This window comes from Streptomyces sp. NPDC055966, from assembly GCF_042269865.1.
GTDB lineage: Bacteria > Actinomycetota > Actinomycetes > Streptomycetales > Streptomycetaceae > Streptomyces.
Genome location: NZ_JBHJYK010000036.1, coordinates 14,049 through 33,155 on the forward strand (window position 1 = coordinate 14,049; position 19,107 = coordinate 33,155).

General features: G+C 68.6%; 25 protein-coding genes. 18 read left to right on the forward strand and 7 right to left on the reverse strand.

Annotation, left to right across the window (positions count from 1 at the left end):
• Positions 1–109: 109 nt before the first annotated feature.
• The 4 genes from ACFC8N_RS44980 (at position 110) to ACFC8N_RS44995 (ending at position 3,874) form a co-directional block, all read left to right on the forward strand.
• Positions 110–847, forward strand: a complete 738-nt coding sequence (locus ACFC8N_RS44980) for a Uma2 family endonuclease (protein WP_376295458.1) — start codon at positions 110–112, stop codon at positions 845–847.
• Positions 848–934: 87 nt separating this feature from the next.
• Entirely contained in the window at positions 935–1,702 is a 768-nt protein-coding gene (locus ACFC8N_RS44985; protein WP_356020550.1) for a serine protease, read from the forward strand.
• Positions 1,703–1,928: 226 nt separating this feature from the next.
• Positions 1,929–2,948, forward strand: a complete 1,020-nt coding sequence (locus tag ACFC8N_RS44990; protein ID WP_356020548.1) for a bifunctional lytic transglycosylase/C40 family peptidase — start codon at positions 1,929–1,931, stop codon at positions 2,946–2,948.
• A gap of 218 nt (positions 2,949–3,166) precedes the next feature.
• On the forward strand, positions 3,167–3,874 hold the full coding sequence (locus tag ACFC8N_RS44995) for a phosphatase PAP2 family protein (RefSeq protein ID WP_356020546.1): 708 nt from the start codon (positions 3,167–3,169) through the stop codon (positions 3,872–3,874).
• Positions 3,875–3,904: 30 nt separating this feature from the next.
• Here the strand turns inward: ACFC8N_RS44995 and ACFC8N_RS45000 are convergent, their stop codons facing one another.
• Positions 3,905–5,461, reverse strand: a complete 1,557-nt coding sequence (locus ACFC8N_RS45000) for an FAD-binding oxidoreductase (RefSeq protein ID WP_356020543.1) — start codon at positions 5,459–5,461, stop codon at positions 3,905–3,907.
• A gap of 365 nt (positions 5,462–5,826) precedes the next feature.
• Here ACFC8N_RS45000 and pstS point away from each other — a divergent pair, with 365 nt between their 5' ends.
• From pstS to pstB, 4 genes are all read left to right on the forward strand, one after another.
• The gene (gene pstS / locus ACFC8N_RS45005) at positions 5,827–6,960 is read left to right on the forward strand and encodes a phosphate ABC transporter substrate-binding protein PstS (RefSeq protein ID WP_362816969.1); all 1,134 of its coding nucleotides are present in this window, start codon (positions 5,827–5,829) and stop codon (positions 6,958–6,960) included.
• A gap of 123 nt (positions 6,961–7,083) precedes the next feature.
• The gene (gene pstC, locus ACFC8N_RS45010; protein ID WP_376295460.1) at positions 7,084–8,091 is read left to right on the forward strand and encodes a phosphate ABC transporter permease subunit PstC; all 1,008 of its coding nucleotides are present in this window, start codon (positions 7,084–7,086) and stop codon (positions 8,089–8,091) included.
• Positions 8,088–9,149 carry a phosphate ABC transporter permease PstA gene (gene pstA, locus ACFC8N_RS45015; protein WP_356020536.1) on the forward strand — a complete coding sequence of 354 codons (1,062 nt, stop codon included), beginning with the start codon at positions 8,088–8,090 and terminating at the stop codon, positions 9,147–9,149. The genes pstC and pstA overlap by 4 nt, the downstream gene beginning before the upstream one ends.
• A gap of 29 nt (positions 9,150–9,178) precedes the next feature.
• Positions 9,179–9,955 carry a phosphate ABC transporter ATP-binding protein PstB gene (gene pstB, locus ACFC8N_RS45020; protein ID WP_071377621.1) on the forward strand — a complete coding sequence of 259 codons (777 nt, stop codon included), beginning with the start codon at positions 9,179–9,181 and terminating at the stop codon, positions 9,953–9,955.
• 148 nt (positions 9,956–10,103) lie between these two features.
• Here the strand turns inward: pstB and ACFC8N_RS45025 are convergent, their stop codons facing one another.
• Positions 10,104–10,547 carry an ATP-binding protein gene (locus ACFC8N_RS45025; protein WP_376295462.1) on the reverse strand — a complete coding sequence of 148 codons (444 nt, stop codon included), beginning with the start codon at positions 10,545–10,547 and terminating at the stop codon, positions 10,104–10,106.
• A gap of 229 nt (positions 10,548–10,776) precedes the next feature.
• Here ACFC8N_RS45025 and ACFC8N_RS45030 point away from each other — a divergent pair, with 229 nt between their 5' ends.
• The 8 genes from ACFC8N_RS45030 to ACFC8N_RS45065 all read left to right on the forward strand — a co-directional run bounded on the left by ACFC8N_RS45030 (position 10,777) and on the right by ACFC8N_RS45065 (position 14,765).
• Positions 10,777–11,631, forward strand: a complete 855-nt coding sequence (locus ACFC8N_RS45030; protein ID WP_356020532.1) for a helix-turn-helix transcriptional regulator — start codon at positions 10,777–10,779, stop codon at positions 11,629–11,631.
• A 10-nt stretch (positions 11,632–11,641) separates the two neighbouring features.
• On the forward strand, positions 11,642–11,827 hold the full coding sequence (locus ACFC8N_RS45035) for a DUF397 domain-containing protein (RefSeq protein WP_376295464.1): 186 nt from the start codon (positions 11,642–11,644) through the stop codon (positions 11,825–11,827).
• An 87-nt stretch (positions 11,828–11,914) separates the two neighbouring features.
• The gene (locus ACFC8N_RS45040; protein ID WP_071377625.1) at positions 11,915–12,142 is read left to right on the forward strand and encodes a hypothetical protein; all 228 of its coding nucleotides are present in this window, start codon (positions 11,915–11,917) and stop codon (positions 12,140–12,142) included.
• On the forward strand, positions 12,129–12,644 hold the full coding sequence (locus ACFC8N_RS45045; protein ID WP_356020622.1) for a DUF6879 family protein: 516 nt from the start codon (positions 12,129–12,131) through the stop codon (positions 12,642–12,644). Before ACFC8N_RS45040 ends, ACFC8N_RS45045 begins: the two co-directional genes overlap by 14 nt.
• 6 nt (positions 12,645–12,650) lie before the next feature.
• The gene (locus ACFC8N_RS45050; protein ID WP_376295496.1) at positions 12,651–13,502 is read left to right on the forward strand and encodes a helix-turn-helix domain-containing protein; all 852 of its coding nucleotides are present in this window, start codon (positions 12,651–12,653) and stop codon (positions 13,500–13,502) included.
• Between the two features lie 63 nt (positions 13,503–13,565).
• Complete coding sequence (locus tag ACFC8N_RS45055) at positions 13,566–13,820, forward strand: hypothetical protein (protein ID WP_356020527.1); 255 nt, start codon at positions 13,566–13,568, stop codon at positions 13,818–13,820.
• The gene (locus tag ACFC8N_RS45060) at positions 13,817–14,257 is read left to right on the forward strand and encodes a glycine-rich domain-containing protein (protein ID WP_376295466.1); all 441 of its coding nucleotides are present in this window, start codon (positions 13,817–13,819) and stop codon (positions 14,255–14,257) included. The genes ACFC8N_RS45055 and ACFC8N_RS45060 overlap by 4 nt, the downstream gene beginning before the upstream one ends.
• 79 nt (positions 14,258–14,336) lie before the next feature.
• Entirely contained in the window at positions 14,337–14,765 is a 429-nt protein-coding gene (locus ACFC8N_RS45065; protein WP_376295467.1) for a hypothetical protein, read from the forward strand.
• A 247-nt stretch (positions 14,766–15,012) separates the two neighbouring features.
• Here the strand turns inward: ACFC8N_RS45065 and ACFC8N_RS45070 are convergent, their stop codons facing one another.
• Together ACFC8N_RS45070 and ACFC8N_RS45075 are read right to left on the reverse strand one after the other, a co-directional pair.
• The gene (locus ACFC8N_RS45070) at positions 15,013–16,011 is read right to left on the reverse strand and encodes an inorganic phosphate transporter (protein WP_356020521.1); all 999 of its coding nucleotides are present in this window, start codon (positions 16,009–16,011) and stop codon (positions 15,013–15,015) included.
• 7 nt (positions 16,012–16,018) lie between these two features.
• The gene (locus ACFC8N_RS45075; RefSeq protein ID WP_071380744.1) at positions 16,019–16,639 is read right to left on the reverse strand and encodes a DUF47 domain-containing protein; all 621 of its coding nucleotides are present in this window, start codon (positions 16,637–16,639) and stop codon (positions 16,019–16,021) included.
• A gap of 218 nt (positions 16,640–16,857) precedes the next feature.
• Here ACFC8N_RS45075 and ACFC8N_RS45080 point away from each other — a divergent pair, with 218 nt between their 5' ends.
• Positions 16,858–17,217, forward strand: coding sequence for a metal-sensitive transcriptional regulator (locus ACFC8N_RS45080; protein WP_356020518.1), 360 nt, complete (start codon positions 16,858–16,860; stop codon positions 17,215–17,217).
• Here the strand turns inward: ACFC8N_RS45080 and ACFC8N_RS45085 are convergent, their stop codons facing one another.
• Both ACFC8N_RS45085 and ACFC8N_RS45090 read right to left on the reverse strand, forming a co-directional pair.
• Positions 17,218–17,385, reverse strand: a complete 168-nt coding sequence (locus ACFC8N_RS45085; RefSeq protein WP_356020627.1) for a hypothetical protein — start codon at positions 17,383–17,385, stop codon at positions 17,218–17,220.
• Positions 17,386–17,486: 101 nt separating this feature from the next.
• Positions 17,487–18,395 (reverse strand): hypothetical protein, encoded by a 909-nt coding sequence (locus ACFC8N_RS45090; RefSeq protein ID WP_356020516.1) that lies wholly within the window; start codon positions 18,393–18,395, stop codon positions 17,487–17,489.
• A 136-nt stretch (positions 18,396–18,531) separates the two neighbouring features.
• On the opposite strand from ACFC8N_RS45090, the gene ACFC8N_RS45095 reads away from it, so the two are divergent.
• The gene (locus ACFC8N_RS45095) at positions 18,532–18,699 is read left to right on the forward strand and encodes a hypothetical protein (protein ID WP_356020514.1); all 168 of its coding nucleotides are present in this window, start codon (positions 18,532–18,534) and stop codon (positions 18,697–18,699) included.
• Here the strand turns inward: ACFC8N_RS45095 and ACFC8N_RS45100 are convergent.
• Complete coding sequence (locus ACFC8N_RS45100) at positions 18,681–19,091, reverse strand: NUDIX hydrolase (RefSeq protein ID WP_376295470.1); 411 nt, start codon at positions 19,089–19,091, stop codon at positions 18,681–18,683. The genes ACFC8N_RS45095 and ACFC8N_RS45100 overlap by 19 nt on opposite strands.
• Positions 19,092–19,107: the final 16 nt, after the last annotated feature.

A 19,107-nucleotide genomic window follows, 5' to 3' on the forward strand; every position in this document is an offset into this window, starting at 1 on the left:
TGCTGCGGGAGCTGGGTGCGTCCAGAGGCGGGAAGCTGCTGTGGGCGGACTGTCAGAGCCGTGGCTTACTGTAATCGTGCCCGATCGGAACGTGAGGAGGTGTGTGCTCATGGTGACGGTGACTGTGCGTGACGTGGAGGCGGGACAGGAGGCCGCCCAGTACGGTGGTTCCAGAGCCGAGCGGGACGTCGGACCTCCCACCGAACCCGCTCGCGCGGCCGAAGACGCCGGCGAGGCGGAAGAACGGAGGCAGCGAGCCATGTCCGTGTCGTCCGGAACGTGGAACGGCCCCCGTCCCCGGCCGGGGAACCTGCGCGAGGTCGCGGAGAAGATCGAGGAAGCGACGGGTCTGCGGGTGCAGGTCCTGGGCGGAAAGCTCGTGATGTCCCCGACTCCGCGTGGCAAGCACGCGGGTGTGGTGAGGCGGTTGCGGCGGCAGCTGGAAGGTGCGTCCCTCCCCGATGGGCTGGACGTCTATGAGGTGTCCTCCATCGGCCTCCCCGCCGACCCGGACGACTACGTGACGCCGGATCTGGTCGTTCTCCCCGAGGAATGGGAGGAGGACGAGAACTGGCTTGCCGACCCCGAGGACGCCGCACTCGCCGTCGAGGTCATCTCTCCCTCTGAGAAATCCCGCGACATCCGCGACAAGGCCGACTGGTACGCCGTGGCCCGCGTCCCCGTGCTGCTCGTCATCGACCCGCGCAAGGCCACCCGGACCCTGCACACCCGGCCTGACGACGGCGCCTACCAGGACGTGCTGCCAGGTAAGTTCGGGGAGCCGGTACCGTTGCCCGAGCCGCTGCACGGTGATGTCGCGACGGGTGACTTCCCTGTCTACGGGTGAGGCTCTGGGCCCAACCGGAGGTTTCACAGGAAAATCTCAGTTAAGTCTCAGAGGGATTCTCACGATCGCGGGGCAGAGTGGAGGCTGATGAAGCGCATCTCACGCATCACGCTCACCTCGCGCCCCGCACTGCTCGGCGCGGTGGTGATGCTCGCCCTGACCTCGGCGTCCGTGGCGGCCGCGGATGAGGCGTCGGGGCCCCTCGGGGTCACCGCCGATGCCTCGGTGAACCGGCACACCGCACGGATCGGTGTGCTCGTCGGCGCGGACCACGCCGGTGATCTCAAGGGCGGCCACTACTGCACGGCCTCGGTCGTGCACAGCCCCGGGGGCGATCTCGTCGCCACGGCGGCGCACTGCGTGAGCAGCGCCGACGACAAGCTGCTCTTCGTGCCCGGCTACCGGGACGGACACGCGCCGTACGGGGTGTGGAAGCTGGGCAGGCGCTACCTGCCCGACGGATGGGCCAAGGACCAGGACGAGGACAGCGACCTCGCCTTCGTCACCGTCGAGAACGCGAACGGCCGGCGCCTGGAGGACGTGGTCGGGGCCAACCGCTTCACGCCCGGTACGGCCACCGGTGCCACCGCCGTGACCGTCGTCGGCTACCCGGACTCCCGCGAGGTGCCGATCAGCTGCACCAACAAGCCGACCCCGCACAGCAGGACCCAGCAGCGCATCGACTGCCCCTCCTTCACCGCCGGCACCAGCGGCAGCCCCTGGGTCAACGGCGACAACCAGGTCGTCGGCATCCTCGGCGGCCACGAACAGGGCGGTTCGACCGACGACGTGTCGTACAGCGTGGTGCTGGGCAGCGAGGCGACGGAGCTGTACAAGGACGCCACGGCTGGTTGATCTTCATGGCAGGGCCTCGCGGCCGTCCATGAGCAGGGAGTCACGCCTCGGGACCTGAACCGCGGAACGTGATCCTCGCTGCCCGGGATCCCGGCTCATCATCAGCGTGAAACCGCCGCACAGCATCGATCCGGCCACCGCCCGGTGACTACACCCCCGTCACGTGCCGTGGTGTCACTGTGAAATGACGCCACATCACGCAAAAAGAGCCTTGAACCGCTCGGGCATGGGGGAAAGTTGGACCGTGCGGAAGGTATGGGTGTTCGGTGGGGCGGCCGTCGGGCTCGGCATGAGCTTCGTCGCGCTGCTCGTGGTCGGGGTCTACGTCGTCGCCGGGAACCTCGCGGGCGGGGTGGCCTCGGCAGGCCGGGCGCTGGCCAAGGGCGCCGTACCGGCCGCCTACCAGGGGCTCGTGCAGAAGTGGGGCAACCTGTGCCCGCAGCTCACCCCGGCGCTGCTCGCCGCCCAGCTGTACCAGGAGAGCGGCTGGAACCCGACTGCCGTCAGCCCCGCCAACGCGCAGGGCATCGCACAGTTCATCCCCGGCACGTGGGCCATCTACGGCATCGACGGCAACGGCGACGGCAAGCGGAACGTCTGGGACCCGGGCGACGCGATTCCTTCGGCGGCTTCGTACGACTGCCAGTTGGCCAAGGACGTGAAGAGCGTGCCGGGCGACGTCTCCGACAACATGCTCGCCGCCTACAACGCCGGTGCGTACCGGGTGATAAAGGCCGGCGGGGTGCCGGCCATCAGCGAGACGCAGGACTACGTCAAGAGCATCCGCAGCCTGTCGCAGAGTTTCGCCGCCCCCGTCACCCGCATCGATCCCAGTCAACAGGCCGCCGGGGCCATCGCGTTCGCGCAGAGCAAGCTCGGGACGCCGTATCTGTGGGGTGGGGAGGGGACCGCCGAGCAGGGTGGGCGGTTCGACTGTTCGGGGCTGACGCAGGCCGCGTACGCCAAGGTCGGCGTCACATTGCCGCGCGTGGCCAACGACCAGTACAACGCCGGACCGCATCCGTCGCGGGATCAACTGCTCCCGGGCGACCTGGTGTTCTTCTCCACCGATCCCAGCGACTCGCGGGCCATCCATCACGTGGGGATCTACGTCGGCGGCGGGTACATGATCGACGCGCCGCGTACGGGTGCGGTGATCCGGTTCGATCCCATCGACGCGCGCGACTACTTCGGCGCCACCCGCGTCACCGCGGATGGCGCAAAAGCGCTCCCCACGGCGGTCTGAGACGGAGCGTGAACCCACCCCCTGAGCTGCGAAGACGAGTCTCTCTTCGATAACGTCTGCGTGATCTTTCAGTGGAGAGTGGAACGTATTGGGGAGGGCTGTGCGTTCCTGTTGACGTAGCCGAGCGGACGTGCAGCGGAAGCGGATCTACGCACCACGGGGGGCAGGAGCGGCGCACATGAGGTGCGTCCGGTAGACGACGAAGGGGCCGCAGCACCATGGCTGTACTCGCCGAATCCGGATCGAACCCCGACGTCGGCCTGCTCTACGACATCAACGGCCTTGCCAAGGACGCTCCGCACTGGTTCGACCGGGTGATGGAGTTCGTCGGGGAGTACGGGCTGCTGCTCGCCATGGTGCTGCTGGTGGTGTGGTGCTGGTGGTCCGTGCGGCGCCGGGGCGGGGAGGACGCCGTGTCGTCCGTCGCCGCGCTGGTGTGGGCGCCGCTCGCCGCCGGCCTCGCCGTACTCGTCAACATCCCCATCCGGGGGTTCGTGGGACGGCCCCGGCCCTTCGTCGATCACCAGGGGCTCGACGTCCTCGTCCCCGGCAAGACCGACTTCTCCTTCGTCAGCGACCACGCCACCATCACCATGGCCCTCGGCGTCGGCCTGTTCGTCGCCAACCGCCGCTTCGGCATCGCGGGGATCGGGCTCGCACTGCTGGAAGGGTTCTGCCGGGTGTACATGGGCGTGCACTATCCGACGGACGTCGTCGGCGGCTTCGCCCTCGGCACGGCCGTCGCCCTGCTGCTGTCCCCGGCGGCCATGGCCCTGCTCACCCCGCTGATGCGGGCGGTGGAGCGGTCGCCGCGAGCGGGGTGGATCGTGCGGAGCCGGGCCGCGCGGGACGGCGGGCGGGACGGGGCGCTGCTGCCCGGCGCCCGCCACTCCGTAGAGAACGAGGAGCGGGATCTGGCGGCGTAGGAGCCGGGTCCGGATCCCGCCCGGGGTTCGTCAGAGCCCCTGCGCGTAGGAGAAGAAGCGCTGTGGGTCGTAGCTCTGCTTCACCTTGCCCAGGCGGCTCGCCGCGTCCCCGTAGTAGGCCTTGCGCCAGTTGCTCAGGGTCGGGTCCGTGTAGTTCTGGTACGCGGCGCCGGAGGCGTACGGCTGCATGGCGCCGTGTGCCGACGTCAGCCAGGACTGGGCCGTGGTGCCGGAGGCGCCCGCGCCCCAGGACGCGATGTACTGCGCCAGCATGCGCGAGCGGCGGTGGACGAAGGCCGTGGCCGTGGGGCTGACGCGGTTGACCGCGCCACCGAGGGCCGTGAAGGCGATGCTGCCCGCGCCGCCCCGGACCGAGGCGATCTGCCGCAGCACCGTCTGGATGCCCGCCGCGGACAGGGACCGGTCGAAGAAGTCGGAGCGGGCCGCGTAGGTCTCCCGGCCGAGCGCGCCCTGCGGGGAGCGGCCCGGGGTCGAGCCGGGCAGGTGGCACTGGGCGTCGGAGGAGAAGGACGTGCAGCCGGCGTAGGCCTCCATCGCCTCCTCGTAGCCCTTGCGGCGCAGGGTGACCGAGGAGGCGTTCGCGCCTGCCAGGTGGGCGAGGCGGTCCACGGCGTTCTGGAGCTCGCCGTACGTTCCCATCGAGAAGCAGGCCACCGAGATGCCGGGCGTGCGGCCCGGGGAGCACTCCAGGTGGAGGGAGGACCAGATCTCGTCGGGCTGGGTCGGGCCCCACTCCTGCCAGGCCTTCAGGACCGCCGCCGCCTTCGACCACGGCCAGGTCAGGTACGCCGTGACCGCCTGCGGTGCCGCGTGGGTCCTGAACTGGAGCTCGGTGACGACGCCGAAGTTGCCGTTGCCCGCGCCGCGCAGCGCCCAGAAGAGGTCGGAGTGCGACGACGCGTTCGCCGTGACCTGGGTGCCGTCCGCCGTGATCACGGTCGCCTGGGTGAGACTGTCGCAGGTCAGGCCGTAGGCGCGGGAGGCCACGCCGTGGCCGCCGCCGAGGACCAGGCCGGAGACGCCGACCGACGGGCAGGAGCCCGCGGGTATGGTCACGCCCTTGGCCGCGAGCGCCCGGTAGACGTCGATCAGCTTGGAGCCGGCGCCGACGACCGCCTGGCCGCCGCTGACCCGGATGCGGTTCAGCCTGGAGACGTCGAGGATGAGACGGCCCGTGCCCGAGGAGTAGCCGGCGTAGGAGTGGCCGCCGTTGCGTATGGAGATCCGGATGCCGTGGGAGTGGGCGTAGGCGAGAGTGGTGCGTATGTCGTCGGCGTGCGCGACGTAGGCGACGGCGGCGGGCTTCAGGGTGTCGAAGCGGGTGTTGTAGAGCTGGTGCGCCGTCTTCCAGGCCGCGTCGCCGGGGCGGACCAGGGTGCCGTCCAGGTCGCGGGCGAGGGCCGTCCAGTTCGCGGCGGCGCTCTGGCTGGTGGTCATCAGCGCCGTGCGCGAGGATGAACCCGTGTTTCCCGCGCTTGCGGTCGTACCCGAGCCCGTGCTGCACCCGGTCAGTGCGGTCGCGGTCAGTGCGGCCGCGCCGCCCGCGATGAACGTACGCCGTTCCATGCCCATCGTCGTCTCTTGCCTTTCCCCGGTCCCCCCGGACCCCCTTGGTCCTTCCCGGGGTGAGACGGCATCCTGGGCGGGAAAGTTCGTAACAGTTCGCACACAGGGATTCGAACGCCGAAGACGCGTGGGTGTAACCCTGCGGTCGAGACCGGCGCGTGCCCTCCCCGTAAGCATTCCGTGACCTAACCAGGCCGATGGCAGGGGTTCACCCCGCGTTCACTTCGGGCCATCGGCGGCTTCACCTGTTCTGCCTAATTTCGGCCGTACCCGATGCGGAGTGCGGCCCTGGATGCGCTGAGCTCCCGCGTCTCACAACCTCGCACGCCGCCGCATGCGGCGGCTCCTGGAAGGAACTCCCGAAAGTGATGCTTCAGCGCAAGAACCGGCTCCGCGCCATCTCCCTCGGCGCGATCGCCGTCTCCGGCGCCCTGGCCCTGACGGCGTGCGGCTCCGACAACACCGGTGGCGGTTCGAACGCGTCGGGCAACCCGTCGTCGTCCACCAACGCCTCCGCGATCAAGTGTGACGGCGCCAAGGGCCAGCTGCTGTCGGACGGCTCTTCCGCGCAGAAGAACGCGATCGACGCCTGGGTGAAGAACTTCTCCCAGGCCTGTGGCGTGCAGATCAACTACAAGGCCGGCGGCTCCGGCGCCGGTGTGACGTCGTTCACCCAGGGCCAGATCCCGTGGGCCGGTTCGGACTCCGCGCTGAAGCCCGCGGAAGTCGCGGCCTCCAAGAAGGTCTGCTCCGGCGGCCAGGGCATCGACCTCCCGATGGTCGGCGGCGCCATCGCCATCGGTTACAACCTGAACGGTGTGGACAACCTCGTCCTCGACGCCCCGACCCTCGCCAAGATCTTCGACGGCAAGATCAACAACTGGAACGACCCGGCGATCGCGAAGCTGAACCCGAAGGCGAAGCTTCCCGACCTGAAGATCCAGGCTTTCCACCGCTCGGACGACTCCGGCACCACGGACAACTTCACCAAGTACCTGAAGGCCTCCACCCCCGACAACTGGAAGTACTCGGGCGGCAAGACCTGGCAGGCCTCCGGCGGTCAGTCCGCCGCCCAGTCCTCCGGTGTGGCCCAGCAGGTCAAGCAGACCAACGGCGCCATCGGCTACTTCGAGCTGTCCTACGTCGGTGACGGCGTCAAGGCCGCCAGCATCGCCACCGGTGCCGCCCAGCCGGTCGCCCCGAGCACCGACAGCGCCACCAAGGCCATCGCCGCCGCCAAGGTCGTCGGCACCGGCCAGGACCTGTCGCTGAAGCTCGACTACAACACCAAGGTCGACGGCGCCTACCCGATCACCCTGGTGACGTACGAGATCGCCTGCGACAAGGGCAACAAGGCCGACACCCTGCCCACCGTCAAGTCCTTCCTCAACTACATCGCGTCCGAGGACGGCCAGAAGATCCTCAGCGGCATCAGCTACGCGCCGATGCCCGACGAGATCATCAGCAAGGTCCGCACCACCGTCGCGGGCCTCAGCTGACCTGATCCGAGAGTGCGGCCCGGTTTTCCCGCCTCCCCGCGGGCCGGGCCGCACCGTCCGGTGCACCGCCGCCACGAGCCACGCACCCCACCGGGTGCACGGCTCCGCAGACCGGAGAACCCGATGGACATATCGACCAAGACAACTGACGCATCTCCCCCCACCCCCCAGCCGGCCACGACCGGACGGAAGAGCAGCCCGCGCGGCACGGCCCGCGCCGGTGACCGCATCTTCCTCGGCCTGTCCCGCGGCTCGGGCATCCTGCTGCTGGTGATCATGGCCGCGATAGCGGTCTTCCTCACCTACCGCGCGTCCCTCGCGATCAGCAAGGACCACGGGAACTTCCTGACCACCTTCGAGTGGAACACCAACCTCATCCCGCCGTCGTTCGGCATCGCCGTCCTGGCCTTCGGCACCGTGGTCTCCTCGGTGATCGCCATGGTCCTGGCCGTGCCGGTGGCGGTCGCGATCGCGCTGTTCCTCACCCACTACGCCCCGCGCAGGCTGAGCGGTCCCGTCGCCTACGTGATCGACCTGCTCGCCGCCGTGCCGTCCATCGTCTACGGCCTGTGGGGCGCCCTGATCCTCGTACCGCACCTGAACGGCCTGTTCGGCTGGCTCAACGACTACCTCGGCTGGACCGGGATCTTCTCCTGGCAGGGCGGCGCCCCCCGCTCGATGCTCACCGTCGGCATCCTGCTCGCGATCATGATCCTGCCGATCATCACCAACGTGAGCCGCGAGGTCTTCCGCCAGGTCCCGCAGATGCACGAGGAGGCCGCGCTGGCCCTCGGCGCCACGCGCTGGGAAGTGATCCGCATGGCGGTCCTCCCCTTCGGCCGCTCCGGCGTGATCTCCGCCTCCATGCTCGGCCTCGGCCGCGCCCTCGGCGAGACGATGGCCGTCGCCACCGTGCTCTCGCCGACCTTCGACATCCAGTCCAGCCTGCTCGACCCGGGCGGCGGCACCTTCGCCCAGAACATCGCCAGCAAGTTCGGCGAGGCCACGCAGGACGGCCGTGACGCGCTCATCGCCTCCGGTCTCGTCCTGTTCGTCATCACCCTGCTGGTCAACGGCGCGGCCCGCGCGATCATCGCCCGCCGCAAGGAGTACTCGGGGGCCAACGCATGAGCACCGCAGCCGTCACCGACAAGCTGCCCAACAGCCTGCGCAGCGCACGTCTGCCGAAGTGGTCGCCCTGGGCGATCGCCGCGGGCTCCGTCGTGGTCGCCGTGGGCATCGGCGCGGGCGCGGGGCTGAGCAGCAAGGTCGAGTGGGGCCTGATCGCCGCGCTGCTGTTCCTCTTCGCCACGTTCGCCATCGCGACCAAGGTCGAGGGCAAGCGGCAGGCCAAGGACCGCATCGCCACCTCCCTGGTCTGGGTGGCCTTCCTGCTCGCCCTCATCCCGCTGGTCTCGCTGATCTGGACCACCGCCAAGCGCGGTGTGAAGGTCCTCGACCCCTACTTCCTGACGCACTCCATGGGCGTCGTCGCCGACTCCGAGCCGGGCGGCGGTATCTACCACGCCATCATCGGCAGCCTGGAGCAGGTCGGTCTCGCCACCCTGATCGGCGCCCCGGTCGGTGTGCTCACCGCCGTCTACCTGGTGGAGTACGGCCGTGGCGGTCTCGCCAAGGCGGTCACCTTCTTCGTCGACGTGATGACCGGTATCCCGTCGATCGTCGCGGGTCTGTTCATCCTCAGCCTGATGCTGATGTTCGACATGCAGCCCTTCGGCTTCGCCGGCTCGCTGGCCCTGGCCATCCTGATGATGCCGGTCGTGGTCCGCTCCACGGAGGAGATGCTGAAGCTCGTACCGAACGAGCTGCGTGAGGCGTCCCTGGCGCTCGGCGTGCCCAAGTGGCGCACCATCCTGAAGGTGGTCCTGCCGACCTCGATCGGCGGCATCACCACGGGCATCATGCTGGCGATCGCCCGTATCGCGGGCGAGACGGCGCCGATCCTGCTGCTGGTGTGGGGCAACTCCTTCATCAACAACAACCCGTTCTCGGGTGCCCAGCAGGCGCTGCCGCTGTACATCTACCAGCAGTACGCGAACAGCTCCGGTTCGACCGCGGCCTACGACCGCGCCTGGGCGGCTTCGCTCACGCTGATCGCCTTCGTGATGATCCTCAACCTGGTGGCCCGCGGCATCGCCCGCTGGAAGGCCCCGAAGACCGGTCGCTGACCCCCAGACTTGGAAGTAGTGAAGTAGTAATGGCCAAGCGAATCGACGTAAGCGGACTGACCGCCTACTACGGCTCCCACAAGGCGATCGAGGACATCTCGATGACCGTCGAGCCGCGCTCGGTGACGGCGTTCATCGGCCCCTCCGGCTGCGGCAAGTCGACGTTCCTGCGCACCCTGAACCGTATGCACGAGGTCACCCCCGGCGGCCGCGTCGAGGGCAAGGTGCTGCTGGACGACGAGGACCTGTACGGCGCGGGCGTCGACCCGGTGTCCGTGCGCCGCGAGGTCGGCATGGTCTTCCAGCGCCCCAACCCCTTCCCCACGATGTCGATCTTCGACAACGTGGCGGCGGGTCTGCGCCTCAACGGCAGCTTCAAGAAGTCCGAGCTGAACGACATCGTCGAGAAGTCGCTCAAGGGCGCCAACCTCTGGAACGAGGTCAAGGACCGCCTGAACAAGCCGGGCTCCGGCCTCTCCGGCGGCCAGCAGCAGCGCCTCTGCATCGCCCGCGCCATCGCGGTGGAGCCGAAGGTCCTCCTGATGGACGAGCCCTGCTCCGCCCTGGACCCGATCTCCACCCTCGCCATCGAGGACCTGATCGGCGAGCTGAAGGAGCGCTTCACGATCGTCATCGTGACGCACAACATGCAGCAGGCGGCGCGCGTCTCGGACCGTACGGCCTTCTTCAACCTGGCCGCCGTCGGCCAGCCGGGCCGGCTGATCGAGATCGACGACACGGAGCGGATCTTCTCCAACCCGTCGGTGCAGGCGACCGAGGACTACATCTCCGGCCGCTTCGGCTAGGCCGAGCCGGTCTCATAGGACCCCTCGCGGTGCTGCATGGCGGTGCCACCGCGAGGACGCAAGAGGGCCCGCCCCTGGCTCCCGGGGGCGGGCCCATTGCGTTTCCCGGCCCACCCGCCCACCCGACTCGGTCGGCTGCAAGGTGCTGTCAGGCGCCCACCTCGAACCACAGCAGCTTCCCGGCGCCTCGGTCCAGCGGACTGTCCCCGAGGGTGAGTCCGCCCCATGAATCGGCGTATTCCTGCACGAGGTGCAGTCCGCGTCCCTGCTCCGCGTTCACCGGCGCATGCGGTACCCGATCCCAGGGAGGCTCCCCGAAGGGGGCGGGGATGTTCGGGTGCCTGTCCCACACTCCGATCCGAATCCGGCCGTCGGCGAGCGCGGTGAGCCGTAGCGAGGCGGGCCCGTTGGTGTGCTGATAGGCGTTGCCGACCAGCTCGGACGTCAACAGTTCGACCCGGTCCAGGACTTCGTGTCTGTCGTGCCCGCTGAGTACTGCTCGTACGGTCGTACGTGCGACGCGTGCCGCACGCGGATCATGGGGCAGGCGAAGGGCGTACACCCAGGTGTCGGGCAGGGATACGGTGCCCATGAAGACCTCCGACGAGAGAAGGGGCTTGGGTTCGCTCAACTGACCACGTCAAGGCGGTGGCTCTGCCTGGGGTAGGTGCGCTTCCGGCTTATGGGCGTGGGGAGTTGGGCGGTACGGGCACTACAGTAGGACCCGGAGGGAGATTCATCTTCCAAATCGGGAAGATGAATCCGCTTTTTGCCTCGTGTGGGTTACGAGAGTGCCGCGTCTCAGCCTGAAAGGACGTGCCTTGCCGCCGGTCAACAATCCCACTCTGCGCCAACGCCGTCTTGGTGCCGAGCTGCGTAAACTTCGCGAGCGATCCGGGCTCACGGTCACCCAGGCCGCAGCGCTCCTGGGCGTCAACCAGGGGCGCGTCAGCATGATCGAGACGGGCCGCAGCTCCCTCAGCGCCGACCGCGTACGGTCGCTGGCCTCCGCGTACGACTGCTCGGACGGAGCCATGGTCGACGCCTTGGCGGCAATGACCGGACGCCGGACGCGCGGCTGGTGGGAGGAGTACCGGGAACACCTCCCGGCCGCACTGGTCGACCTGGCCGAACTGGAGCACCACGCGGCCGGATTGCGGGTGGCCCTCGCGCTGCACATTCCCGCACTGCTACAGACCACCGACCATGCCCGCGCCCTCTTCCGGGCTGTGGTGCCGCCCATGCGGCAGTACGAGATCGAGCACCGCCTCACGCACCGCATGAAACGGCAGGGCATTCTGCACCGGGAAGAGCCGCTCGCATACGCGGCGATCATCCACGAGTCAGCTCTTCGGATGCGGTTCGGTGGTCCTGACGTCAGGTGCGGTCAGCTCAAGCATCTCCTTGACATGAGCGAGTTGCCGCATGTCACCCTCCGGGTGATCCCCTTCGAAGCGGAGTACTACCCGAGCACGGGTCAGTCCTTCGACTACGTCGAGGGCCCGGTTCCGCAGCTCGACACGGTCCAGCTCGACACCCATCACGGTGGGTGCGGATTCCTCGACGGGGAGGCACAGTTGAGTAAGTACCGTGACGTGTTGGATCACATGGAGTCCTGCGCGCTCGGGGCCGCCAAGTCGCGCGACTTCATCCAGAGCCTGATCCGGGACATCTGAGAGAGCGACAGTGCAGACACTTCACTGGCAGAAATCCACTTACAGCGGCGACAGCTCGAACTGCGTCGAGATAGCCACCACCCCCACCGCGATCCACGTCCGCGACTCGAAGGACACCGGTGGCCTCCAGCTCACCATTACCTCCTCCACCTGGACGGAGTTCATCCGCTACGCGGCAGGGGGCAGAGCCTCGTAGAAGTTCGTGCAAGTTCGTGGTGGTGGCGGCGTTCTGGCCTGCAAGCTCGTTCAAGTGATCGCCCATCACGGTCAAAGGAGGCCAGGCATGACGTTGCGCAAGCTGGGCAAGGACCCCGAGAGTCCTGAGGGCAAGTCGCCGACCGTGTACCTCGACGATGAGAAGGACACCTACCTGGTCCAGGGCTGGAAGGTGACCGATGAGGACAGGCGCTCGCAGTTGGATCTGCCCGGTCACGAAGACGTCGTAGAGATCCCCCGACGCATGGTGCAGTTCTTTCTGGAGGTGAACAGCGGTGGCGATGCCGACGCTTGAGGAACGGCTTCGGCGCTGCACCCGTGCTGCCGTGCACCTGGAGATGCGCGACGGCTACATGCGTTCCGATCCCCGTTTCGTTGCCTGGCAGCAGGGCGTCAGGAACGACCCGGCCGACAGTGACCCTGAGCGTCGGCCGTGGTTGCGACTGATCGCCGACCTGGTGGGCCAGGGGGTCGAGGTGCGGAGGGCGCGGATCGTGTCGGAGCCGGTGTCGGACTACATCAGCTTCGAGCACCACCTGACCGGTCCCACCCTCGCCGCAGGCGAGCAGGTTCGCTGGTTGCCCCGCCGCCGTGCCTCCGGGCTGGCCTTGCCGGGAAACGACTTCTGGCTGTTCGATGACAGCTCATTGGTCTTCCACCATTTCGCTGGAGATGGTGAACTCGCGCCTGATGACGAGGAGTTCACTGACGATCCGGCCGTGGTGAAACTGTGTGCGGACGCGTTCGAGGCCGTCTGGTCCCTGGCAGTACCGCACGCGGACTACCCGCTGACCTGAGCCACCATCTCCAGCGTGTCCTCATCCAGCGTGAAGCAAGCACGGCAGGCTCTGGGCCGGCGTCTGCGCGAGATCCGCAAGGACGCCGGCCTCACGTCGCGGGAACTGGCACGACGTGCCGGCTGGCATGAGTCCAAATGCTCGCGTCTTGAGAATGGGCACACGCTGCCGTCCGATGCTGACATCCGCGCGTACACCGCCCACTGTGCTGCCAGGGGTGAGACGGCCGACCTCATCGCCACTGCACGCGGTATAGAAGGTGCGTACATCCAGTGGCGGCGTATGGAGCGGGCGGGACTGAAGCGCGCCCAGCAATCAGTGGCGCCTCTGTTCGAGCGCACGCGACGCTTCCGCGTCTACCAGTCGTGGGTGATCCCAGGACTGCTCCAGTCGGACGCGTACACGCGAGCCGTGCTGAGCACCGTGGCCCAGCTGCGGGACGTGCCCAACGACATCGATGACGCCGTAGCCGTCCGTATGGACCGCCAGCGCATCCTGCGCTCCGGTGACCGCAGGTTCGCGATGCTCGTCGAGGAGTGGGTACTGCGAACGGTCATCGGCGACAGCGACACCATGGCCGGAGCACTCGGCCATCTCATCTCTGTCGCTTCGCTGCCCTCGGTCAGCCTGGGCGTCATTCCACTCGGCACGCCCCGCGGTGCCGGTTGGCCCGTCGAGTCGTTCACCATGTACGACGACGCCCAGGTCAACGTGGAACTCGTCTCTGCTCACCTGACGGTCACCCAGCCTGGTGAGATCGCCGAGTACTCCAAGACGTTCGCGGAGCTGTCCGCCATCGCTTTGTACGGCGTACGGGCCAGAGCGCTCATCACTGCTGCCATCGATGCCCTTGCGTAACCACCGCGCAAGTCCGTAGAAGTTCGTCGACCCCAAGGCCCCCACCGTTCCAGCCTGGGCGCCATGGCCAGAATCCGGCAGACCTACCCCGACCCGCGTCCCGTTGATCTTCCCATCGGCTTCCATGCCTGGCTCCTGGACTGCGCTCCTGTCGCTGACTGCGAGACCTGCCAGTCCGAGTGGCAGCGCCTCAACGCGGCCAAGGGGCTCGGCGACATCACGCAAGCCGCCAAGCACGCCACGAACATCCGCGATCACGCGTCCGACGGTCACTCACAGCGGCAAGGCGCAGTCGCGCAAGAGAGGACTCCCAAATGACCATGGCACCTGAAACGCCGACCGTCGCCCTGCGGCACGGCCGGGACCTTGTCACGCCCGAGCTGTTCGCGCGGCTGGCCGACTTCTGCGCCGAGGAATACGGGCACGAGCGGTCCATGGCCGAGCGGATCATGACCGAGGCCCTGGCGTTCGTGGACGTCATGGGCCGGACTGGCGAGGGCATGTCGCCCTCCGCCGTCGTGGACCCGGGGTGGCATACGTTCATGCTCCACACCGAGGAGTACGCCGAGTTCTGTCACACGCGTTACGGCCGGTTCATCCACCACGCCCCGAAGTCCCGATACAGGGACAGAGCCACGATGGCGGACGTCGTGGCCAGGATGCGCGCCCACGGCTACAAGGTCGACGAGTCCCTGTGGGGCACCAAGGCCGACTGCAATGAACCGACGTGCTGCGGCGACGGTCCCTGCTGCTGATACCGGCCACTGTCAGTGCCAGCTCCTGGAGTCCCCGTTCTCGCGGTCGGGGACTCCAGGGGGCGAAAAGGGAGTTTTCATGGCAACTGCTGAAGGAACCAAGGGCCGGGGACGGGTGACCGTCTTCTCCCTCTTCGGGCCCGTCTTCGGTTACGCGACCACGCTCGTGGACGATCAGCAGCTCGCCTACGTGGGGCCACTGACTCCCGGTGTCGGGTGGCGCCTGCTCTGGAGGATGGCGGAGAGGTGTCACAACGACGGGGCGACGGAAATCAGGAAGGCCGAGTGGATCGTCTCGCAGGCGTCCCGGGCGTTCATCTGCGGGAGCGGTGTCGTGGTGAAGCTCTCCGACGCCGATTGGGAGATGGAGGCCGGCGGCTGGTCCGTGGAGCTGAGCGGCTCCTGGTGCAACCAGGACGTGCTGGGCACCGGCAATCTCACGGTGCCGGCGCTCACCGACGAGCAGACCGCCCCGAAGCCCACCTGCTACCCGCAGTACGCCGACTGACGCCCCGCCCGATCCGCAGGGCGCACCCCTCGGCCGCAGACCAAGACGGGTTTCGATGCCGGCGATTGGCACGTCTGGGCCGGCCCGGACGGCCGTGACAGGGGCTTCGCCGGGCGTCACTGGCCCAGATCGGCCAACCGTCGGCCGACCGGCACTGATCCGGCCGCGTCCCGGACAGCGAACCGCCCACCCTCTTGGTCGGCTTGTCAGCTGACCGAGACGGGTGGGCGGGTGGGCGGGAAAGGAACTACAGCGCCACCAGCTTGACCACGCCGAAGGCCAGCGCGGCGACCAGCGCGGCGGCCGGCATCGTGATGAACCAGCCCAGGACGATGTTCTTGGCCACGCCCCAGCGGACGGCGTTGACGCGCTTCGTCGCGCCGACGCCCATGATCGCCGAGGTGATGACGTGGGTCGTGGAGATCGGCGCCTTGAAGAGGAACGCCGTGCCGAACATGATCGACGCGCCGGTGGCCTCCGCGGCGAAGCCCTGCGGGGGGTCCAGTTCGATGATCTTGCGGCCCAGGGTGCGCATGATGCGCCAGCCGCCGGCGTAGGTGCCCAGCGACAGCATCACCGCCGAGATGATCTTCACCCAGACCGGGATCGGGTCGCCGAAGGTCTCGTTGCCGGAGATCACCAGGGCCATCACCACCACACCCATGGTCTTCTGGGCGTCCTGGAGGCCGTGGCCGAGGGCCATTCCGGCGGCTGACACCGTTTGCGCTATGCGGAAACCGCGCTTGGCCTTGTGCGGGTTGGCCCGGCGGAAGATCCACATGATCGCCAGCATGGCCAGGTAGCCGATGATCAGGCCGACCACCGGGGACAGCACCATCGGGATGATGATCTTGTCGATCACGCCGTTCCAGTGCACACCGGTGCCGCCCGCCAGCGCCGCGCCCACCAGACCGCCGAACAGGGCGTGGGAGGAGGAGGACGGCAGGCCGTAGTACCAGGTGGCGAGGTTCCAGACGATCGCGCCGATCAGGGCCGCGAACAGGATGCCCATCCCGGTCCCGCCGCTGGGCGTCTCGATGAGGCCCTCGGAGACCGTCTTGGCGACGCCGGAGCCCAGGAAGGCACCGGCCAGGTTCATCACCGCGGCCATCGCCAGGGCCGCGCGCGGGGTGAGGGCGCGGGTCGACACCGAGGTCGCGATGGCGTTCGCGGAGTCGTGGAAGCCGTTCGTGTACGTGAAGAAGAGCGCGACCAGAATGGTCACGATGAGGGCGAAGGTGTCCATCGACGCCTCAGGACTCCTTGACGGCGATGGTCTCCACCGTGTTCGCCACGTGCTCGAACGCGTCCGCCGCCTCTTCCAGGACGTCCACGATCTGCTTCAGCTTGAGCACCTCGATCGCGTCGTACTTGCCGTTGAAGAGGTGGGCCAGCAGCTTGCGGTGGATCTGGTCCGCCTGGTTCTCCAGCCGGTTGACCTCGATCCAGTACTCGGTGAGGTTGTCCATCGTGCGGAGGTTCGGCATCGCCTCCGCCGTCAGGTCCGCCGCCCGGGCCAGCACCTCGATCTGCTGCTCGACGCCCTTCGGCAGTTCCTCGACGTTGTAGAGGACGACCAGGTCGACGGCTTCCTCCATGAAGTCCATGATGTCGTCGAGGGACCCGGCGAGGGCGTAGATGTCCTCGCGGTCGAACGGCGTGATGAACGAGGAGTTCAGCTGGTGGAAGATCGCGTGAGTGGCGTCGTCACCCGCGTGTTCCGCGGCCCGCATACGCTCTGCGATCTCGGCTCGGGCAGGTCCGTCCGCCCCGAGCAGTTCCATCAGGAGTTTCGAGCCCGTGACGATGTTGTCCGCGGATGCGGCGAACATGTCGTAGAAGCTCGTCTCCCTGGGGGTCAGACGAAAGCGCACGTGGGGTCCTCGGGGTGCTTCGGTTTCGGTCAGGCTGATGCTAGGCGCATCATCCGGCCACGGCTATCGGGCCGCATCCCAGTGTCGCCCATCAGGCACAGTGATCAGCACGGGGGCGTACCAAGGGCCCCATACCCAGCAAAATTCGTTACCATATACCCAGTAGGGGTATGTGAACGCAATTGTGACCAAGATCGTGACCCAGACGGAGGCCAGCGATGACGACGACCGAGGCCGGCGCCCCGGCTCCCGCCGAGGGTACGGCCGCCGAGGGAACCTGCCACGACGCCCCCGCCACGCACGGCTACCACAAGCAGAAGGACGAGCACCTCAAGCGGCTGCGCCGGATCGAGGGGCAGATCCGCGGGCTGCAGCGGATGGTGGACGAGGACACGTACTGCATCGACATACTCACCCAGGTCTCGGCCTCCACCAAGGCCCTCCAGTCCTTCGCGCTCCAGCTGCTGGAGGAGCATCTGCGGCACTGCGTGGCCGACGCGGCGCTCAAGGGCGGTGACGAGATCGACGCGAAGGTGGACGAGGCGACGAAGGCGATCGGCCGCCTCCTGCGCACCTGATCACCCGCGCTCGCGCTCACGCTCCTCGTACACCCGCAGCACCTCGTCGATGCTCTCCAGGCTGAGCCGGTCCTCGGCGGCCGACGCCGCGATGATCAGCTCTCCGCACAGCTCGATCTCGGCGAGGGCCACGTGGTCCTGAACCGCCGTCCCGCCGACCGGAGCCACCCGCCTCACCTCTTCTCTGCCGTCACCGACTTCCTAGAGTAGGCAGCGCTCTACACACCGCGCATGGCACGGACGGGCTAGTCCCCGGATGGCCCGGCGGGCTAGTTCGAGGGTTCCCGGGTGGCTTCCCGGGATGGCTTGTTCTCGCCGGTGTCCGTGCCGGCCTCCTCCGCGATCCGGCCGGCGTAGATGTCCTGCGCGTGCGGCAGCCGCACCTCGGCCGGGGTGCCGAAGTCGTACAGCAGCGTCGTCGAGGCGACCGCCACCGGGGTCTTCTGCCGGCCGTTGACGAAGCTGAAGCGCTGCCGGAGCTTGCGGATCCGGCCCTGGTCGTCGAGATAGACGTCGAACGGGACCTCGGCCGTGGCGAACCCCTTCGCTGCCGCGCCCAGGGCCGCCCGGTTCGCGGCGGAGGCGCTGCGGGCCGCGTCGGCCAGATTCGCGGTGCCCCGGTAGTGCCGTACGGGGGTGCCGCCGACCTCGGTGCGGCCCGCGTAGGCCGCCGTACGGGTGCCGCGCAGCACCTCGGCCGCCGCGTACGGGTCGGTCGCGCCACCGGTGACCAGGTTGCCGTCGGCCACAGAGGCGGTGGCCACCCGCACCCACTTGTCGGCGGGCACGCCCGCGCCCCGGTTCTTCATGAACAGGGCGCCGGGTGCGAGCAGTTCGGTGATGGGCTGGTGCTCGGCGGCGCCGGCGGGATCCTCGGGCAGGACGACGGTGAGCCGGCCCAGCCGGTGCCGGTAGTCGTAGACGCCCTTGCCGCGGATGGTGACCCGGGTGCCGCCGGCGGCCATCTCCATGGAGGTGGTGGCCTTCGAGGTGCCCGCGCCGCCCAGGGTGTCGGCGGTCCGCCGCAGCAGGGCGACCGGATCGCCCGCGCCCTTCACGTCGTCGGCGGCGGCCCGGCTGTCCGAACAGCCCGTGGCACCCGCCGCGAGGCCGAGCAGGACCCCGACCGCGACGACCGTCCCGCCCAGGTGACTGTGCTGTTGCTGCCGCCGATCCATCGCCTGCCTACCCCCAAGCCGGTACGTCCGTCACGGGCCCCAGTCGTTCCGGTTAACGACGGGTAGGGGGGCACCGTCACGCGCGAGGGCGGGCGCACGGAGGGCGTAAGGGAAGCGCGGGAGTACCGTTGACGTCGTGGCGCAGCAGGATGGGCCGGAGCGCGTCCGGCGGGAGCACCTCACTTCTACGACGGAACAGGGCCGCTTCTGCCTGGCCCGCTGCGTCTGCGGCTGGCGCGGCCCGGCCCGCAGAGCCCGCAGCCAGGCCCGTACCGACGCGGAGGCTCACACGGCCAGTGCGTGAAGGGCGTCCGCCACCAGGTCCCGGTCCCGCGGCTGGGTGAGCCGGTCGCGGGCGGCGGCGGGGGAGAGCCACAGGATGCGGTCGACCTCGGCGTTGGGCGTGAAGCGGCCGGACACCGCCCGTGCCGCCCAGTAACGCACCTGTTTCGGGCGGTCGTTGGCCAGATAGCGCATGGTGGGCAGCTCGGCGCCGGGCTCGGCCGTGTACCCGGTCTCCTCGGCGACCTCGCGCAGCGCCCCGGCGAGCGCGTCCTCACCCCGCTTGAGCTTGCCCTTGGGATGGGACCAGTCGTCGTACTTGGGCCGGTGGACCAGGCAGATCTCCAGGTCCCCGGCGACCGGCGAGCGGCGCCAGAGCACACAGCCGGCCGCCAGGACCAAGGTGTCGTTCACACCGCCTCCAAGCGGG

Coding starts and splice junctions, on each gene's coding strand:
- ACFC8N_RS45025 (WP_376295462.1), bottom strand. CDS start 10,547: ATGGGCACCGTATCCCTGCCCGACACCTGGGTGTACGCCCTTCGCCTG.
- ACFC8N_RS45090 (WP_356020516.1), bottom strand. CDS start 18,395: ATGGATCGGCGGCAGCAACAGCACAGTCACCTGGGCGGGACGGTCGTC.
- ACFC8N_RS45060 (WP_376295466.1), top strand. CDS start 13,817: ATGACCATGGCACCTGAAACGCCGACCGTCGCCCTGCGGCACGGCCGG.
- pstA (WP_356020536.1), top strand. CDS start 8,088: ATGAGCACCGCAGCCGTCACCGACAAGCTGCCCAACAGCCTGCGCAGC.
- pstB (WP_071377621.1), top strand. CDS start 9,179: ATGGCCAAGCGAATCGACGTAAGCGGACTGACCGCCTACTACGGCTCC.
- ACFC8N_RS44995 (WP_356020546.1), top strand. CDS start 3,167: ATGGCTGTACTCGCCGAATCCGGATCGAACCCCGACGTCGGCCTGCTC.
- ACFC8N_RS45070 (WP_356020521.1), bottom strand. CDS start 16,011: ATGGACACCTTCGCCCTCATCGTGACCATTCTGGTCGCGCTCTTCTTC.
- ACFC8N_RS45080 (WP_356020518.1), top strand. CDS start 16,858: ATGACGACGACCGAGGCCGGCGCCCCGGCTCCCGCCGAGGGTACGGCC.
- ACFC8N_RS45055 (WP_356020527.1), top strand. CDS start 13,566: ATGGCCAGAATCCGGCAGACCTACCCCGACCCGCGTCCCGTTGATCTT.
- ACFC8N_RS44980 (WP_376295458.1), top strand. CDS start 110: ATGGTGACGGTGACTGTGCGTGACGTGGAGGCGGGACAGGAGGCCGCC.
- ACFC8N_RS44985 (WP_356020550.1), top strand. CDS start 935: ATGAAGCGCATCTCACGCATCACGCTCACCTCGCGCCCCGCACTGCTC.
- ACFC8N_RS45045 (WP_356020622.1), top strand. CDS start 12,129: ATGCCGACGCTTGAGGAACGGCTTCGGCGCTGCACCCGTGCTGCCGTG.
- ACFC8N_RS44990 (WP_356020548.1), top strand. CDS start 1,929: ATGGGGGAAAGTTGGACCGTGCGGAAGGTATGGGTGTTCGGTGGGGCG.
- ACFC8N_RS45065 (WP_376295467.1), top strand. CDS start 14,337: ATGGCAACTGCTGAAGGAACCAAGGGCCGGGGACGGGTGACCGTCTTC.
- pstC (WP_376295460.1), top strand. CDS start 7,084: ATGGACATATCGACCAAGACAACTGACGCATCTCCCCCCACCCCCCAG.
- ACFC8N_RS45040 (WP_071377625.1), top strand. CDS start 11,915: ATGACGTTGCGCAAGCTGGGCAAGGACCCCGAGAGTCCTGAGGGCAAG.
- ACFC8N_RS45000 (WP_356020543.1), bottom strand. CDS start 5,461: ATGGAACGGCGTACGTTCATCGCGGGCGGCGCGGCCGCACTGACCGCG.